This is a genomic window from Leucobacter sp. HNU, assembly GCF_047946755.1.
Lineage (GTDB): Bacteria > Actinomycetota > Actinomycetes > Actinomycetales > Microbacteriaceae > Leucobacter.
This window is the reverse complement of the sequence record NZ_CP178837.1, coordinates 413,134-428,679: the sequence shown is the minus strand read 5'-3', so window position 1 is coordinate 428,679 and position 15,546 is coordinate 413,134. Positions and strand designations below refer to the sequence as shown.

The 15,546-nt window shown below is 72.1% G+C and carries 12 protein-coding genes; 6 read left to right on the top strand and 6 right to left on the bottom strand.

Features of this window, described 5'->3' with window-relative positions; genetic code table 11:
* The first annotated feature begins 126 nt into the window (after nt 1–126).
* A complete protein-coding gene (rmuC, locus tag AB3K78_RS02080; protein ID WP_416445744.1) occupies nt 127–1,734 on the top strand; it encodes a DNA recombination protein RmuC in 1,608 nt (535 codons plus the stop codon).
* 637 nt (nt 1,735–2,371) lie between these two features.
* Here the strand turns inward: rmuC and glpX are convergent.
* Complete coding sequence (glpX, locus tag AB3K78_RS02075) at nt 2,372–3,355, bottom strand: class II fructose-bisphosphatase (protein ID WP_416445742.1); 984 nt, start codon at nt 3,353–3,355, stop codon at nt 2,372–2,374.
* 74 nt (nt 3,356–3,429) lie between these two features.
* On the opposite strand from glpX, the gene fbaA reads away from it, so the two are divergent.
* Nucleotides 3,430–4,458, top strand: coding sequence for a class II fructose-bisphosphate aldolase (fbaA, locus tag AB3K78_RS02070; RefSeq protein WP_416445740.1), 1,029 nt, complete (start codon nt 3,430–3,432; stop codon nt 4,456–4,458).
* A complete protein-coding gene (locus AB3K78_RS02065; protein ID WP_416445738.1) occupies nt 4,455–5,420 on the top strand; it encodes a DUF6264 family protein in 966 nt (321 codons plus the stop codon). The genes fbaA and AB3K78_RS02065 overlap by 4 nt, the downstream gene beginning before the upstream one ends.
* 57 nt (nt 5,421–5,477) lie before the next feature.
* Here AB3K78_RS02065 and AB3K78_RS02060 read toward each other — a convergent pair whose 3' ends face one another.
* On the bottom strand, nt 5,478–6,491 hold the full coding sequence (locus tag AB3K78_RS02060; protein ID WP_416445736.1) for an FUSC family protein: 1,014 nt from the start codon (nt 6,489–6,491) through the stop codon (nt 5,478–5,480).
* 67 nt (nt 6,492–6,558) lie between these two features.
* On the opposite strand from AB3K78_RS02060, the gene AB3K78_RS02055 reads away from it, so the two are divergent.
* Together AB3K78_RS02055 and AB3K78_RS02050 are read left to right on the top strand one after the other, a co-directional pair.
* Nucleotides 6,559–8,004 carry an MFS transporter gene (locus AB3K78_RS02055; protein ID WP_416445734.1) on the top strand — a complete coding sequence of 482 codons (1,446 nt, stop codon included), beginning with the start codon at nt 6,559–6,561 and terminating at the stop codon, nt 8,002–8,004.
* Nucleotides 8,001–9,494, top strand: coding sequence for a pyridoxal phosphate-dependent decarboxylase family protein (locus tag AB3K78_RS02050; RefSeq protein WP_416445732.1), 1,494 nt, complete (start codon nt 8,001–8,003; stop codon nt 9,492–9,494). Before AB3K78_RS02055 ends, AB3K78_RS02050 begins: the two co-directional genes overlap by 4 nt.
* A 27-nt stretch (nt 9,495–9,521) precedes the next feature.
* On the opposite strand, the gene AB3K78_RS02045 is transcribed toward AB3K78_RS02050, so the two are convergent.
* Both AB3K78_RS02045 and AB3K78_RS02040 read right to left on the bottom strand, forming a co-directional pair.
* Nucleotides 9,522–10,148, bottom strand: coding sequence for a M15 family metallopeptidase (locus AB3K78_RS02045; RefSeq protein WP_416445730.1), 627 nt, complete (start codon nt 10,146–10,148; stop codon nt 9,522–9,524).
* Between the two features lie 78 nt (nt 10,149–10,226).
* A complete protein-coding gene (locus AB3K78_RS02040) occupies nt 10,227–11,261 on the bottom strand; it encodes a 4-hydroxy-3-methylbut-2-enyl diphosphate reductase (protein WP_416447285.1) in 1,035 nt (344 codons plus the stop codon).
* 157 nt (nt 11,262–11,418) lie between these two features.
* On the opposite strand from AB3K78_RS02040, the gene xseA reads away from it, so the two are divergent.
* Nucleotides 11,419–12,639 (top strand): exodeoxyribonuclease VII large subunit, encoded by a 1,221-nt coding sequence (gene xseA / locus AB3K78_RS02035; RefSeq protein ID WP_416445728.1) that lies wholly within the window; start codon nt 11,419–11,421, stop codon nt 12,637–12,639.
* Here xseA and AB3K78_RS02030 read toward each other — a convergent pair.
* Together AB3K78_RS02030 and AB3K78_RS02025 are read right to left on the bottom strand one after the other, a co-directional pair.
* On the bottom strand, nt 12,636–14,129 hold the full coding sequence (locus AB3K78_RS02030; protein ID WP_416445726.1) for an APC family permease: 1,494 nt from the start codon (nt 14,127–14,129) through the stop codon (nt 12,636–12,638). The genes xseA and AB3K78_RS02030 overlap by 4 nt on opposite strands.
* A complete protein-coding gene (locus tag AB3K78_RS02025) occupies nt 14,126–15,526 on the bottom strand; it encodes an amidase (protein ID WP_416445724.1) in 1,401 nt (466 codons plus the stop codon). The genes AB3K78_RS02030 and AB3K78_RS02025 overlap by 4 nt, the downstream gene beginning before the upstream one ends.
* Between the last annotated feature and the right edge of the window lie 20 nt (nt 15,527–15,546).

Genomic DNA, 15,546 nt, shown 5'->3' with positions numbered 1-15,546 from the left:
ATCGCTCTCGAGACCGGGCCCCGGGTGCGCGCGCTGCGCGGCCCGGGGCCCGGTCTTTGTCGGAGGTGCCCGATAGCCTCCAATCACTTCGAATCTCCCTTCTGATCCTGGCGAACCGGTGCACCAATGGAACTCCTCCTCATCATCCTGAGCACGCTCACGATCGTGCTCCTCGCGCTCGTCATCGTGCTGCTCCTCCGCCGCACGGGCGGCGCGGGAGCGGGCACGCCCGATGTCCTGCGCGGCGAGATGCGCGCCTTCACCGGCGAGCTGCGGCAGGACCTCGCGACGCAGCGCGGCGAGCTCGCGCAGGTCATCGCGAGCGGCCACCAGCAGCAGGACGCACGCGGGGCCGCCCAGGCGCAGGAGCTCATGCGCGAGCGCGAGTCCCGCACGGCGGCTCAGCGCGAACTGCGCGACCTGCTGGCCCGGTCCCTATCGGAACTGGGCGACCGGCAGTACCGCGCGGCGCAGTCGGCCGCAGAGGCGCAGGGCGAGCTGAAGACCTCGATCGAGCAGCGATTCGAGGCGCTCCGCGCAGCGAACGAGGCGAAGCTCGAGCAGGTCCGCGTCTCCGTCGACGAGAAGCTGCGCGAGACGCTCAAGTCTGCCCTCGACGAGAACGCGCAGCGGATCCAGCATCTCACCGAGACCCACGTCTCGAAACAGGCCGAGCTGCAGCAGACGCTGCGCGAGGAGCTCGAGAAGCTGCGCCAGGGCAACGAGGCGAAGCTCGAGAAGATGCGCGAGACCGTCGACGAAAAGCTGCAGGGCACGCTGGAGCGCCGGCTGGGCGAGTCGTTCAAGCTGGTCAGCGACCGGCTCGAGCAGGTGCAGAAGGGTCTCGGCGAGATGCAGACCCTGGCGTCCGACGTCGGCGGGCTCAAGCGCGTGCTCACCAACGTCAAGTCCCGCGGCAGCTGGGGCGAGGTGCAGCTGGCCCGGCAGCTCGAAGACATGCTCACCCCCGAGCAGTACGCCGAGAACGTCGCGGTGCGCCCCGGCTCGGCCGAACGCGTCGAATTCGCCATCAAGCTCCCCGGCCGCGGCGACGACGAGACCCCGGTCTGGCTGCCGATCGACTCCAAGTTCCCGCAGGAGGACTACGAGCGTCTGCTCGAGGCGCAGGAGGGCGGCGAGAAGGAGCAGATCGAAGCGGCGAGCAAGGTCGTCGAGCGGGTGATCCTCACGCAGGCGAAACTGATCCGCGACAAGTACATCGAGCCGCCGCACTCGACCGACTTCGCCATCATGTACCTGCCGACCGAGGGGCTCTTCGCCGAGGTGATCCGCAGACCGGGCCTCGCCAGCCGGCTGCAGAACGAATACCACATCACCGTCGCGGGCCCCACGGTGCTCATGTCGCTGCTCAACAGCCTCCAGCTCGGGTTCCGCACCCTCGCCATCGAGAAGCGCAGCTCCGAGGTGTGGCAGGTGCTCGGCGCGGCCAAGTCCGAGTTCCAGAAGTACGGCCAGGTCTGGGAGAAGCTCGAGAAGCAGCTCCAGACCGCGCAGAACACCGTGCACCAGGCGGGAGTGCGTACTCGTGCCGTCACCCGCACGCTGCGCTCGGTCGAGACCTTCGAGTCCGCCGCCATCGGCGACGTCTTCGCCGACGCCGAAGCACTCGAAGAGGCCGAGGACGCCGCGCTCTCCGGCCCCGATGGCGCTGACGTCGAACCGACCCTGTTCGAGGACCCCGCTGCCGACCCACTCCGGGACCCCCGCGCCTGAGCCCCCTACGCCCGAGCCTCCTACACCTGAGCCCTCCGCGTGACAGGGAGGCCTGGCTTTGGGCCGGGTTGGGCTCAGGGGCAAGGTCGGGCCCAGGGACAAGGTCGGGCCCAGGGTCGGCTTCGGCTTCGGCTTCGGCTTCGGAAGGAGATTCGGGTTCAATAGGACGATCCTGCTGGATTCATCCTTCTGAACCCGAATCTCCTCCTGAGCCGCGCGCTCGGTGCTGCACCAGTTCGGAGATCTGCAAATTCTCGGATCGTTCGGGGCTGGCCCCTCCGAAATGCTGCGGATCTCCGAAATGCTGCGGCCACGGCGCCGAGGTGAAGGCGCAGACAGCACCCGGGTACGGCCCAGGGCAGCACCCGAGCAGGGCACGGCGGCACCGACGCGGCAGCTCCGACACGGCAGCACCCGACGAGGGGCTCCGAAGCACAGCGCACCGAACGCAGAACCCAGAACCCAGAACCCAGAACCCAGAACCCCGACCACGCCGCCCAGAACCCAGGCCGCCCCTACGCAGACCGCCCGACCCGGGGCCACAAAGCCCAGACCGCCCAATGCAGAGCGCCCCTCGGACCCGTGGTCCGAGGGGCGCTCTGCTGCGAGGCCCGACCTCGCGCGGCTCAGCCGAGCATCAGTTCCAGCGGTCGGGGTCCATGTCGCTGACGATGTGACGGATCGTGCCCGAGTGCGAGCGCATCACGATGCTCTCGGCGCGCAGGAACGGGCCGCGGCGCTGCACGCCCTCGACGAAGTCCGCCGAGGTGATGCCGGTCGCCACGAAGTAGGCGTTGTCGCTCGCGACCAGGTCGTTCGCCTCGAGCACGCGGTCGAGGTCGTGCCCGGCGTCGATCGCCTTCTGGCGCTCGTCGTCGTCCTTCGGCCACAGCCGGCCCTGGATCACGCCACCGAGGGCCTTCACGGCGCAGGCCGTGATGATGCCCTCGGGGGTGCCGCCGATGCCGACGCAGAGGTCGATGCGGGAGTCCCAGCGGGCCGCGTTCACACCGCCCGCGACGTCGCCGTCCATGAGCAGGCGGGTGCCGGCGCCCGCTTCGCGGATCTCGGCGATGAGCTGCTCGTGGCGGGGCCGGTCGAGCACGGCGACGCGGATGTCGGACACGTCGACGCGCTTCGCCTTCGCGAGCGCGCGGATGTTCTCGCCGATGGGCTTGCGGATGTCGACGACGCCGACGCCGTCGGGACCGCAGACCAGCTTGTCCATGTAGAAGACGGCCGAGGGGTCGTACATGCTGCCGCGGTCGGCGACCGCGATCACCGAGAGCGCGCCGGGGCGGCCCTCGGCGGTGAGACGGGTGCCGTCGATCGGGTCGACCGCGACGTCGCACGCCGCGCCCTCGCCGTTGCCGACGCGCTCGCCGTTGTAGAGCCAGGGGGCGTCGTCCTTCTCGCCCTCGCCGATGACGACGGTGCCGTCCATCGAGACGGTCGAGAGGAAACGGCGCATGGCGTCGACGGCTGCACCGTCGGCGGCATTCTTGTCGCCGCGGCCGATGAACGGCGTCGCGCGGATCGCCGCGGCCTCGGTCGCGCGGACGAGCTCCATCGCGAGGTTGCGGTCGGGCTGCCAGTTGCCAAGCGAGTGGGATTCGGTCATGGTTCCCAGCCTACCGCGTAGACTGAGGGGCATAGCGGCCATGCGCCGACACGTCACGACGCCAAGGAGCACCGATGCCCGTTGCCAGCCCGGAACAGTACGCCGCCATGCTCGACGCCGCGAAGAGCGGCAGTTTCGCATTCCCCGCGATCAACGTCTCGAGCTCCCAGACCCTGAACGCCGCCCTGCAGGGCTTCGCCGAGGCGGGCTCCGACGGCATCATCCAGGTCTCGACCGGCGGCGCGGACTACTTCGCGGGGCACACGGTCAAGAACCGCGCGGGCGGCGCGATCGCGTTCGCCAAGTACGCCGAGGAGGTCGCCAAGGCCTACGACGTGACCGTCGCGCTCCACACCGACCACTGCCCCAAGGACGCGCTCGAGGGCTTCCTCCTGCCGCTCGTCGCCGCCAGCGAGGAGCGCGTGCGCGAGGGCGGCCTGCCCTACTTCCAGTCGCACATGTGGGACGGTTCGGCTGTGCCGCTCACCGAGAACCTCGAGCTCGCGCAGCAGCTCCTCCCCCGCCTGCACGCCATCGGCAGCATCCTCGAGGTCGAGATCGGCGTCGTCGGCGGCGAGGAGGACGGCGTCAGCCACGAGATCAACGACCAGCTCTACACCACCCTCGACGACGCGATCGCGACCGTCGAGGCGCTCGGCCTCGGCGAACAGGGCCGGTACCTCACCGCACTGACCTTCGGCAACGTGCACGGCGTCTACAAGCCGGGCAACGTCCAGCTGCGCCCCGCCCTGCTGAAGGAGATCCAGGACGGCCTGCAGGCGAAGTACGGCACCGCGGCGAAGCCGCTCGACCTCGTCTTCCACGGCGGCTCCGGCTCGACCGCCGAGGAGATCGCGGAGGCCGTGTCCAACGGCGTCATCAAGATGAACATCGATACCGACACGCAGTACGCGTTCACGCGCGCCGTCGCGGACTCGATGTTCCGCGGCTACGAGGGCGTGCTCAAGATCGACGGCGAGGTCGGCAACAAGAAGCAGTACGACCCGCGCGCCTGGGGCAAGGCCGCCGAGACCTCGATGGCGGCGCGCGTCGTCGAGGCCGCTCAGCAGCTCGGTTCCGCCGGCAAGTCGGTGAGCGCGTGACGGACTCCCGTCCCGAGGACCGACCGGCCGCGGACGCTTCGGACCCCGCGGAGCGCCCCGAGTCGGCCGCCGGACCGGCGCCCGAACCGACACCGGCACCCGAGCCGGCCGCGCAGCCGGCAGCCGCGCAGCCGGCGCCCGAGCCGACGGATCCGCGCCCGCGCCCGGCATACGGCGAGTACGCGCCCGAGGGCTGGACCTGGACTCCTCCACAGAAGGCCGACGCGGCCTCGGCCGCGTCGGCCTCCGGGTTCGGCGGCTCGGTGCCGCCGGTCTCGTCCGTGTCGGCCGATGCGCTCGTCGACGCCGAGGTGCCGACCCGCCTGCCCGGCGTGCCGCACAACCTCGGCGCACGTCCCGGCGGTCAGGGAGGCGCGCCGGCATCGCCCGGCACGACCGCATCGACGTCCGCCCCGATTACGCCGGCCCGGCCCGCGCCGGGCCAGCACGCACCGGGCCAGCACGCACCGGCCCAGCAGCCGCACGCGAACCAGCCCGCCCCGGCGCACGCGCCCCTGCCGCAGCAGCCGCCGCAGCCCGGGCTGGCGAAGCCGCGGACCGCGGATCGCGTGATCACGGTCCTCCTGCTCGTGGTCGGCGCGTTCGGCGCCCTGAACATCGCATTCGAGCTGTACCGGTTCCCACTGAGCCAGCGCACCATGGCGGAGTTGCTCGGGGTCTCCGATTACGCGGCGCCGGGCTGGCTCGGCCCGGTGGGAATCGTCTGCGCGATCGCCGTGCTCGCGCTCTACGCCGTCAGCCTGATCCTGTCCGTGCGCCGCCTGCGCGCGAACAAGCTCACGTTCTTCGTGCCCCTCATCGCGGGAGTCGCTGCGTTCCTGCTGGTGATGGTGGTCACGCTCGCCGCCATGGCCGGATCGCCCGAACTCATGAACGCGCTGCAGGATCCCGACGCGCTCAGCAAGATGATGGACTCGCTGCGCACCACCCCGTCGAAGTAGCCGCCGGCGGGGCCGCTCGGCGCGCCCCGACGGCGGCCCGCCCGGATCGCCTGCCGCTCAGGCGGGGCCCGAGCTCGGCGGTGCGGACGCGGTCTCGGACTTCATCTGCGTCTCCGTCTCCGCGGAGACCGCGGGCGCGACCTCGTCGGTCGCGTACTCGCGCACCGAGCGCGGAATCACCCGCGACAGCAGCCAGCCGGCCGCGGCCCCTGCGAGCACGAGCGCGATCCCGGTGACGGTGAGGACCACTCGCGTCTCGGCGATCTCGCCGATGTCGCGGCTCCCGCTGAGCAGCAGCATGAGCGCCGCGGTCACGAGCGTGGTGATCACCCACAGCGGCCTCAGGAAGAAGCAGATGAGGTACGCGCACAGCAGGATCACGGCGAGCACCACGGCCTGGGGCAGTTCGAGGAGCGAGACGCCGAGCGCGATCCCGGCCCCCAGCAGGGTGCCGGCGACCCGCTGCAGAGCTCGCCGCTGCAGCGACATCCCGGCCGACGGCATCACGACGGCGAATACCGTCGCGGGGAGCCAGTAGCCCTGCGGCAGCCCCAGCGACAGTGCGGCGGCCAGCCCGGCGACCGCCGCGAAGCCGATCGCCGAGACCGTGCTCCGCAACCGTCCGATGAGCGGCGCGCGGTGCAGGCGCGGCAGGCCGAGCGCGCGGGCGACGACCGCAGCGTAGACCGCGCCGGCGGCGAGGACCACGAGCCGCAGCCCGAGCCCCGCATCCGGTGGCGACGGTGCCATGCTGCAGGCGATGACGCCGGCAGCGGCGACCGGCATGCCCCAGCCGACGCCCTGCGCGAGTCCGGCGGCGAGCGCGACGGACGCGATGACGACCGGCCACCACGGCCCCGGGAGCAGGCTCGCGGCCGCGCAGGCGGCGAGCATAACCGGGATGTAGCGGAACGAGACCGCCCAGCCGCTGTTCGCCGCGATGAGGAACCCGAAGGCCGAGGAGAGCAGCGTCGCGGCCATCAGGCCGGTGTCCCCGGAGGGCGCGGTGAGTCCGAGCGGGAGGCCGAGGGCCATGACGAGCACCAGCGAGTTCAGAAAGCGTTTCGGCACGGCCGGATTGTATCGGCAGGTCCGCCGAGGGCCTCGGGCCGGTGCTCGCGGGCGCTACGCTGAGCGCATGGTTTCAGCGACGAACCCCGGCACCGGCGCAGGCTCCGGTCCGCACGAACGCCTGCCCGGTTCCACGGTGATGCGCTACGCCGCGGGGTCGCTCGGCACGGGCGGCTTCGCGACGCTCCCGGGTCTGGTGCTCGTCTACTACCTGACCGATTCGCTCGGCGTCACCGCGCTCGCGGCCGGGGCCATCGTCACCCTCGCGAAGGTCTGGGACGTGCTGATCGATCCGCTCATCGGCGGGCTCAGCGATCGCACGAAGCAGCGGACCGGATCGCGTCGCGGCCCCATGCTCCTCGGCGCGATCGGGCTGCCGATCGCGTTCGTGCTGACCTTCGCGGTGCCGCCCGGCACGCCGCCCGTGCTCGCCGCGCTCTGGGTGCTCGTCGCCTTCGTGCTCGCGGCCACCTGCTTCAGCCTGTTCCAGGTGCCCTACATCGCGCTGCCCGCGGAGCTGACCTCGGGGTACCGGGAGCGGACCCGCCTCCTGACCTGGCGGGTGATCGTGCTGACGGTCGCGATCCTGCTGTTCGGCGCGGGCGGGCCGGAGCTGCGCGGGTCGTTCCCCGACCATCCGCTCGTCGGCTACCTCGTCATGGCGATCGTGGCGGGAATCGTGCTCTCGGCGGGCATGCTCGTCGCCACCCGGGTCGCGCCGCGCAGCACCCCGGGGCCCGCGGTGCCGATCGCACGGGCCGTGCCGACCGCACCGGCCGCGCCTCCGGCTCCCCGCGGGCGCTTCGGATCCGGGCTGCTCGTCCACTATCGCGAGGGGCTCGCGGCGCTGCGCGACAGCCAGCCGTTCCGCGCCCTGCTCGGCACCTTCGTGCTGCAGGGGCTCGCGACCGGCCTGATGCTCGCGGGCGCGCAATTCGTGGCCCGGTGGATCCTCGGGGACGAGGGCGCCGTCACGCTGCTGTTCGTCGCCCTCATCGCTCCGGCGCTGCTCGTCTCCCCTCTGTGGCGGATCCTCGCGGACCGGATCGGCAAGGAGCGAGCGTTCCGGCTCGCGAGCGTCGTGTTCCTGCTCGCCGCGGTACTGCTCATCGGCATGACCTGGGCCCCCGGCTGGTGGATCCTCGCCCCGGTCGCCCTCGCCGGTGCCGCCTACGCCGGCATGCAGACCCTGCCCATGGCGATGCTCCCCGACGTCATCAGCCACGACCGGGCCGGCGGCGCGGACCGGGCCGGGATCTTCGGCGGGGTCTGGACCGCGGGCGAGACCACGGGCATGGCCCTCGGTTCGACCGTTCTCACGGTCGTGCTGGCGCTCACCGGGTACGTCGAATCGACGGCCGGGGTGCGCGTCGAGCAGCCCGGATCCGCCGTCTCGGGGATCGCGCTCTCGTTCAGCTTCCTCCCCGCTCTGCTCATGCTCGCCAGCCTCGCGGTGCTGACGCGGTACCGGCTGCGCGAGCACGACATCACCGCGACCGAGGAGTCCGCATGACCCTCGAACCCCGTCTCGATCCCGCTCGGGTCCTGGATCGGCTGCGCGAACTGCGCGAGCACGATGCGCCCACGCACGGGGGCCGGATCCTCGCCTACGTCTACGACCCGGGACGCCCCGAGATCGATGAGCTCGCGCACCGCGCCGCCGAGATCGCGCGACCCCTCAACGGGCTCGATCCGACCGCCTTCCCCTCGATCGCGGCGATGGAGCGCGACCTCGTCGCGTTCGTCCGCTCCGCCGTGCACGGGCCCCGCTTCGGTCCGGGCCGGGTCGTGGGCAGCGTCACGAGCGGCGGCACCGAGAGCTGCCTGCTCGCGGTGAAGTCGGCTCGGGATCGCTGGCGCGCCGCCTCCCCGGCCCGCGCGCACGCTCGCCCGCGGCTCCTGGCCCCGGCCACCGCGCACGCCGCGTTCCAGAAGGCGGCCCGCGCCTTCGACCTCGATTGGGATCCGGTGCCCTGCGCGGCCGACGGTTCGGTGAGCGCCGAGTCGTTGCTGTCGCGCCTCGACGACGACGTCGCGCTGGTCGTCGTCTCGGCTCCGGCGTACCCGAGCGGGGCGGTCGATCCGATCCGCGAGGTCTCGGCGGCCGCGCGGGCGCGGGGCATCGACTGCCACGTGGACGCCTGCTTCGGCGGCCTCGCCCTGCCGTGGTGGCCGGGCGTTCCGGACTGGGACTTCCGGCTGCCGGGGGTGACGAGCCTGTCGGCGGACCTGCACAAGTTCGGCTTCGCACCGAAGGGGGTGTCGGTGCTGCTGCACCGGGGCCGCGCACGGCATCGCTCCCAGTTCTTCGCGACGACCCGCTGGCCGGGGTACCCCGTGGTCAACCCGACGCTGCTCGGGTCCCGTTCGGCATCGCCCCTCGCGGCGGCCTGGGCGATCGCGCAGCACCTGGGTTCGGACGGCTATGCGGCGCTCACCGCGCGCACCGTTGCCGCGACCGGCGGGATCGCCACGGCCGCCGCCTCGATCGTCGGCCTCGCGGTGATGGGCGCACCCGTCGGGCCAGCGATCGCGCTCGTCGCCGATCCATCGGTGCCCGAGGCCGAACGGGTGGATCCGCATCACCTGGCCGACGCGATGGCCGAGGAGGGATTCCGGATCCAGCACCAGCCGGGCTTCGTCCAGGCCGATGGAGTCCGGATCCCGCACAGCGCGCACCTCACCATCACGCCCGTGCTCGACGCGGTCGTGCCGGAGTTCGCTGCGGCCCTGCGCCGCGCCGCCGATCGGGTGCGGGGGCGCGCCCCCGCGAACCCCGCCGCCGCGCTCGCCGCGATGCGCCTGCTCGGCTACGGTCCCGGCGGCCGGGTTCCCGGTCCGGCGGCGGCCTGGCGGATCCTGCGTCTCGCCGGTGCCGGCGGTGGATCGGGGAGCGCGGTTCCGAGCCGGCTCGCCCCGCTCATGGCCCTCGTCGAGCGGCTCCCCGCGCCCGTGGCCGAGGCGCTGCTCAGCGAGCTGATCGCGCGGGTCAGCGAGCCCTGAGCGCGCAGGCCTCCGACCCCGGGCGGCTCATCGACGGAACGACGGATCGGGCAGCAGCGCCGGACACTGCCCCGTACCGTTCTCGGGGGCCAGCTCGAAGTGCCAGCGCTCGTTCTCGAACGCCCGGCAGAGGCCGAAGCGCTGCCCGTTGTCGCCGAGCCAGATCGACGCCTCGAGCATCCCCACATCGACCGCGTCGCCCGTCACGTGCAGCGAGCGCTCGGGGGTGTCCACCCATTTGCTCGCCTCGGCCTCGCTGCCGTACTGCTGCACCGCCGAGTCGAGGAGCTGCTGCTGCAGCTCGCGGCTGCGCCATCCCGATGTCACCCGCAGTTCGACGCCCTCCTGCGACGCACCCTCCGCGGCCCGGGTGAGCGCCTCGCGCAGCCGGGGCTTCAACCCGGTGATCGCGGCGTGGTCGGCATCGACCGCGATGCCGTTCTCGCCCTGGATCGATCCGTCGCCCTCGGGCTTCTGCGGCGGCTGCTGCTCGGTGCGCTGCGAACCGTTCAGTCCGCCGACGGGCATCGTGGTGCCGCCCGGAGCGTGGAGTTTGCCGGAGCATCCGGCGAGCGCCACTGCGGTGACGGTCGCCGCCGCCGCGATCAGCGCCAGCAGGATCGGGATTCGATTGCGTCGTGCTTCAGTGTGCATGCTCCGATTCCATCGAAGCGCGTGTTGTCGGGGCGTAGCACGCGGAGCATACGCGGACGATAGGCCCGACGGGCGGCGTCAGCCGCGGACGCGGCCGCCGAGTGCGCGCTCGTCCCGCTTGCCGGAGGCGTCCTGGCGCAGCTCCTTCGGCAGCGAGAACACGAGGTCCTCCTCGGCCGTCACCGTCGCGCGCACGTCGGCGTACCCGGCGTCGGCGAGGTCGTCGAGCAGTTCCTGCACGAGCACCTCCGGCACCGACGCGCCGCTCGTCACGCCGACGGTGCGCACCCCGTCGAGCCACTCCTGCCGCACCTCGGATGCGAAGTCGACGCGGTACGCGGCCTTCGCGCCGTATTCCAGGGCGACCTCCTTGAGCCGCACCGAGTTCGAGGAGTTCGCCGACCCGACCACGATCACGAGATCGGCCTGCGGAGCGATCTGCTTGATCGCGACCTGGCGGTTCTGGGTCGCGTAGCAGATGTCGTCGCTCGGGGGATCCTGCAGCTTCGGGAACTTCTCGCGCAGTCGGCGCACCGTCTCCATCGTCTCGTCGACCGAGAGGGTGGTCTGGGAGAGCCAGACAAGCCGGTCGGGATCGTTCACCTCGAGGGTGTCGACGTCGTCCGGCGAGTTCACGATCGTGATGTGCTCGGGCGCTTCGCCCGCGGTTCCCTCGACCTCCTCGTGCCCGGTGTGCCCGATGAGCAGGATCTCGAGGTCCTGCTTCGCGAAGCGTACGGCCTCACGGTGCACCTTGGTGACGAGGGGGCAGGTCGCGTCGATCGCGTGCAGTCCCCGCTCGGCCGCGGCGCCGACGACGGCAGGCGAGACCCCGTGCGCCGAGAACACCACGTTCGCGCCCTCCGGCACCTCGTCGACCTCCTCGACGAAGATCGCCCCCATCTTCTCGAGCGTCCGCACCACGTGGACGTTGTGCACGATCTGCTTGCGCACGTAGACCGGGGCGCCGAAGCGGTCGAGCGCCTTCTCCACCGCGACGACCGCGCGGTCGACGCCCGCGCAGTAGCCGCGCGGGGCCGCGAGCAGCACCTGCTTGGGGCCGTCGACGGGCACATCCTTCAGTCGGCCGACCTCGCGTCGCAGGCGCGGCATCGCAAGGCTCACCACCGGAGCCCCGAGCGTGCGCTGGTCCGGCGCCTGCGGCGCATCCGCGGTGGTCGCATTCATGGTTCCCAGTGTAAATGCCCGGCCTGCGCGGCGGCTCCGCGGGGTCCGCCCGGTCGCGCGGTCGCCCGACTAGGCTGGGGCCATGCCCGAGCCCACTGCACCGGCGACCCGCGAGGCGCCCTGGCCCGTCGGCCTCATGAGCCAGAAGATCCGGGACTGGATCGAGCGCCTCGGCACCGTGTGGGTCGAGGGCGAGATCACGCAGTGGCAGGTGCGCGGCGGCCACGTCTACGGCAAGCTCAAGGACCTCTCGCAGGACGCCACTGTGAGCTTCACGATCTGGCAGTCGGTCGCACGCGGACTGACCGGCGATTTCGCCCAGGGCGACCGCGTCATCGCGCTCGTCAAGCCGAACTTCTGGGTCAAGGGCGGCTCCCTCACGATGCAGGTGTTCGAGCTGTCGCACGTCGGCATCGGCGAGCTGCTCGAGCGCCTCGAGCGCCTGCGCAGGCAGCTCCAGGCCGAGGGCCTGTTCGACGCGGAGCGCAAGCGTGCGCTGCCGTTCCTGCCTGGGCTCATCGGCCTCGTCACCGGGCGCGACTCCGACGCCGAGAAGGACGTCGTCCGCAACGCGACCCTGCGCTGGCCCGGGGTCCGGTTCAAGATCCACTACAGCGCGGTGCAGGGCGACCGCGCCGCCGCCGAGGTCGCCGCCGGGATCCGGGCCCTCGACGCCGACCCCGAGGTCGAGGTCATCATCGTCGCTCGCGGCGGCGGCGACTTCCAGCACCTGCTCCCGTTCAGCGACGAGGGCGTGCTGCGCGCAGCGGCCGAGTCGACGACGCCCCTGGTGAGCGCGATCGGCCACGAGGCCGACCGCCCGCTGCTCGACGAGGTCGCCGACCTGCGCGCTTCCACCCCGACCGACGCGGCGAAGCGCGTCGTGCCCGACGTCGGCGAGGAGCTCGCCGGCATCGACGGCGCGCGCAGCCGCATGAGCTCGCGGCTCGGGCACCTGCTGGCGCACGAGACGGACCGGATCGCCCAGCTCCGCACCCGCCCGTCGATGCAGCAGCCCGAGCGCATCGTGGACGAGCGCGCGGAAGAACTGGTGCGGTGGATCGCGCGGGGTACGGAGCTCGTCGACCGCGCGGTGGAGGAGCGCGATCGCGGGATCGCCGAACTGCGCGCGCGCCTGACGACGCTCTCGCCCCAGGGCACGCTCGACCGCGGCTACGCGATCGCGCAGCTCGCCGACGGCTCGGTGCTCCGCGATCCCGCCGATGCGCCCGCCGGCGCAGCGCTCAGGCTGTCGCTGGCCGGCGGACGCATCGCCGCGACTTCGGACGGCGTCGTTCCCTAGCCCTCCGCTGCGGGCTCGGCCGACGTCCCCTCCCCGGCCCCGAGGCTCGCGTAGCGAGCGGGATCCCTGCGCCGCAACCGCAGGGCCCACGCAGTACCTGCGAGACCGAGCACGATCATCGGCGCGACGAGCCAGGCGTTCGCCCACCCCTCCATGCCGGTGAGCAGCTCGAAGTTGCCGAGCATCAGCCAGAGCCCTACTGCCAGACCGACGGCGCCGAGTGCCGGGGCGATGCACACGCGGAACGTCCCGTGCCCTCGCCGGTCCCTGCTGAAGAACCGGATCACGGCGATCATGCAGAGCAGTTGCAGCAGCACGATGCCGACGATCCCGACGCCGTTGGTCCAGAGCAGCAGGTGCAGGTACGGATCGCCGTTCAGCAGCACGGTGACCAGCACGAGCACCGCGGCCCCGATCGTGACCGCGAGGCTCGCACGCGCCGGCGATGCGAAGCGCGGGTGCGCTTCGCCGAGGAAGCGGGGCACGATCCGCTCCCGTCCGAGCGCGAAGAGGTAGCGGGAGGTCGCGTTGTGGAACGCCAGGGTCGCCGCGAACAGGCTCGTGATCATCAGCACGTCCATGGCCGCCTTGGCCCAGGGGCCGAGGTAGTCGCTCGCGAACACGAAGTACATCCCCTGGAACGCGTCGGAGCCGGCCAGCTTCTCGAGCCCGTCCACCCCGAGCGCGGCGGTCGCGATCCAGGTCACGAACCCGTAGAAGATCCCGAGGAAGGCCACCGCGACGTAGGTGGCCCTCGGAACGGTGCGCGACGGGTGCTTCGCCTCCTCCGAGTAGATCGCGGTGCTCTCGAAGCCGAGGAACGCGCCCAGCGCCATCACGAACATGCCGCCGGCCCCGGAATCGAAGACCCGCGAGGGCGAGAAGGGCTCGAGGCTGAAGTGGCTCGTCCCCTCGGTCGCGAGCACGGCGACGGAGATCGCCAGCAGGATCAGGACCTCCGCGCACATGAGCACGCCGAGCACCTTCGCGCCGATCGTGATCTGGCGGTACCCCAGCACGCCGACCACGGCGACGCCGAGGAACGCGTACACCGACCAGTGCAGGTCGATCCCGGTCAGGTCGGCGATCGACGACCGTGCATAGAACCCGAGGAAGCCGAAGAAGCCGAAGCAGATCAGCGCGTAGGAGATGAGCGCGACGATCGCGGTGCCGACCGCGGGCGGTCGCCCGAGCCCGCGGGCGACGAAGGCGTAGAAGGCTCCGGCGCTGCGCACGTGCCTGGCGAAGGCCGTGAGTCCGGCGGCGCACGCCAGATAGACGAGTCCCGAGAACACGTACGCGCCCGCGGCGCCGACTCCGCCCAGCCGGAAGGCCAGCGGCGCCGCACCGGCGACGACCGCCAGCGGAGCAGCGGCCGCGACCACGAAGAAGACGATGTCGGCGACGCCGAGCGACCCGCCCCGCAGGCCTCCGGGTCCGCCCTCGGAAACGCGCTTCGCGGAAGCCCGTGCCGCCGTGCGCTCGGTCACAGCGCCGGCCACCATTCGGCGCGGGTCCACAGATCGAGCTCTGCCTCGGCGGCCGCCCCGATGCGGAACACGGTGGTGTCGTCGAAGGTGCGGCCCACGATCTGCACCCCGGTCGGCACTCCGTTCGGAGCGCGTCCCGACGGCACGGCGAGCACGGGCACGCGGCCGACCACGTTGAACGGCAGCGTCATGAGCTCCGAGAAGATCGCCGCCGAATCCGTGCAGGGCTCGTCCGCGGCGAGACCCGTGTTCGCGATCGTCGGGCACAGCAGCGCGTCGTAGCGCTCCAGCAGCTCGCCCAGGGGCCGGTAGAAGGCGCTCTCGGCCTCCAGACCCGGCACGTAGGCCCCCGCGTCGGCCGTGGACGCGATGAACGCGCGGGTATAGGGCATGAGCTGGTCGACCGTGTCGGGATGGGCCTGCCCGACGCTCTCGATGAACGGCCCCATGACGGCCCCGAAGTGCGCCCACGCCGTCTCGAGCACCCGCTCGGGCCCCCAGGGCAGCAGCGCGTCGTCGATCTCGTCGACGATCGCACCGCGTGCGCGCAACGCCTCGGCGAACGCGGCGGTGTTCGCCACGACGACCGGGTCGGGTCGATACCCGCCGAGGCCGTAGCTCAGCGCGATCCGGACTCCGGTGAGCGGTTCGACCGCGCCGGACACCCTGATCGCGGGCCGCAGCGAGGCCGGATCACCCGCCCAGGGGCCGGAGATCACGTTTTGCAGCATCGCGACGTCGGCGACGCTGCGTCCCATCGGGCCATCGGCGCAGTAGGTGTCGCTGTTGAACGGCGGGAGCCCGGGCACGCGCGCGAACGGCGGTTTGAATCCGACGACGCCGCAGTAGGAAGACGGGATCCGGATCGAGCCTCCGATGTCGGAGCCGGTCGCGAGCACGGTCGATCCCGCCGCGAGCACCGCGCCGGAGCCGCCCGACGAACCACCCGGCGTCATCTCGGGGTTGTGGGGGTTGCGGGTGATGCCCCAGAGCTTCGTGTGGGTCACCGGCGCGCAGCAGAACTCGGGGGTCGTCGCGCGTCCGTGCACCACGGCGCCCGCGTCGAAGATCCGCTCCACGATGGGGTGGGTGACGTCGGCGGTCGTGCCCTGTTCGAGCAGGGAGCCCTCCTCGGCGAGCCGTCCGGCGATGGGCTGCTCCTCCTTCAGGATCAGGGGCACGCCCTCGAGCGGGCGGGCCTCGCCGCGCGCGTAGCGGGCTTCGGAGGCGCGGGCTGCGTCGTAGGCCTCGTCGAGGAACTCCTCGGTCAGCGCGTTCACGATCGGCTCGGTCGCGGTGGTCCGCGCGACGACCGCGTCCAGCAGTTCGACCGGCGAGAGTTCGCGGCGTCGGAACCGGCCTACGGCCTCGGTCGCGGTCAGGTGGTGCAGATCCATGAGGTCTCCGTTCCCGGGAC

Excerpts from the sequence above, each read along its gene's own strand:
- glpX (WP_416445742.1), bottom strand. The coding sequence starts at position 3,355 with ATGACCGAATCCCACTCGCTTGGCAACTGGCAGCCCGACCGCAACCTC.
- AB3K78_RS02040 (WP_416447285.1), bottom strand. The coding sequence starts at position 11,261 with ATGCCGCGCCTGCGACGCGAGGTCGGCCGACTGAAGGATGTGCCCGTC.
- rmuC (WP_416445744.1), top strand. The coding sequence starts at position 127 with ATGGAACTCCTCCTCATCATCCTGAGCACGCTCACGATCGTGCTCCTC.
- AB3K78_RS02055 (WP_416445734.1), top strand. The coding sequence starts at position 6,559 with ATGGTTTCAGCGACGAACCCCGGCACCGGCGCAGGCTCCGGTCCGCAC.
- AB3K78_RS02045 (WP_416445730.1), bottom strand. The coding sequence starts at position 10,148 with ATGCACACTGAAGCACGACGCAATCGAATCCCGATCCTGCTGGCGCTG.
- fbaA (WP_416445740.1), top strand. The coding sequence starts at position 3,430 with ATGCCCGTTGCCAGCCCGGAACAGTACGCCGCCATGCTCGACGCCGCG.
- AB3K78_RS02050 (WP_416445732.1), top strand. The coding sequence starts at position 8,001 with ATGACCCTCGAACCCCGTCTCGATCCCGCTCGGGTCCTGGATCGGCTG.
- xseA (WP_416445728.1), top strand. The coding sequence starts at position 11,419 with ATGCCCGAGCCCACTGCACCGGCGACCCGCGAGGCGCCCTGGCCCGTC.
- AB3K78_RS02025 (WP_416445724.1), bottom strand. The coding sequence starts at position 15,526 with ATGGATCTGCACCACCTGACCGCGACCGAGGCCGTAGGCCGGTTCCGA.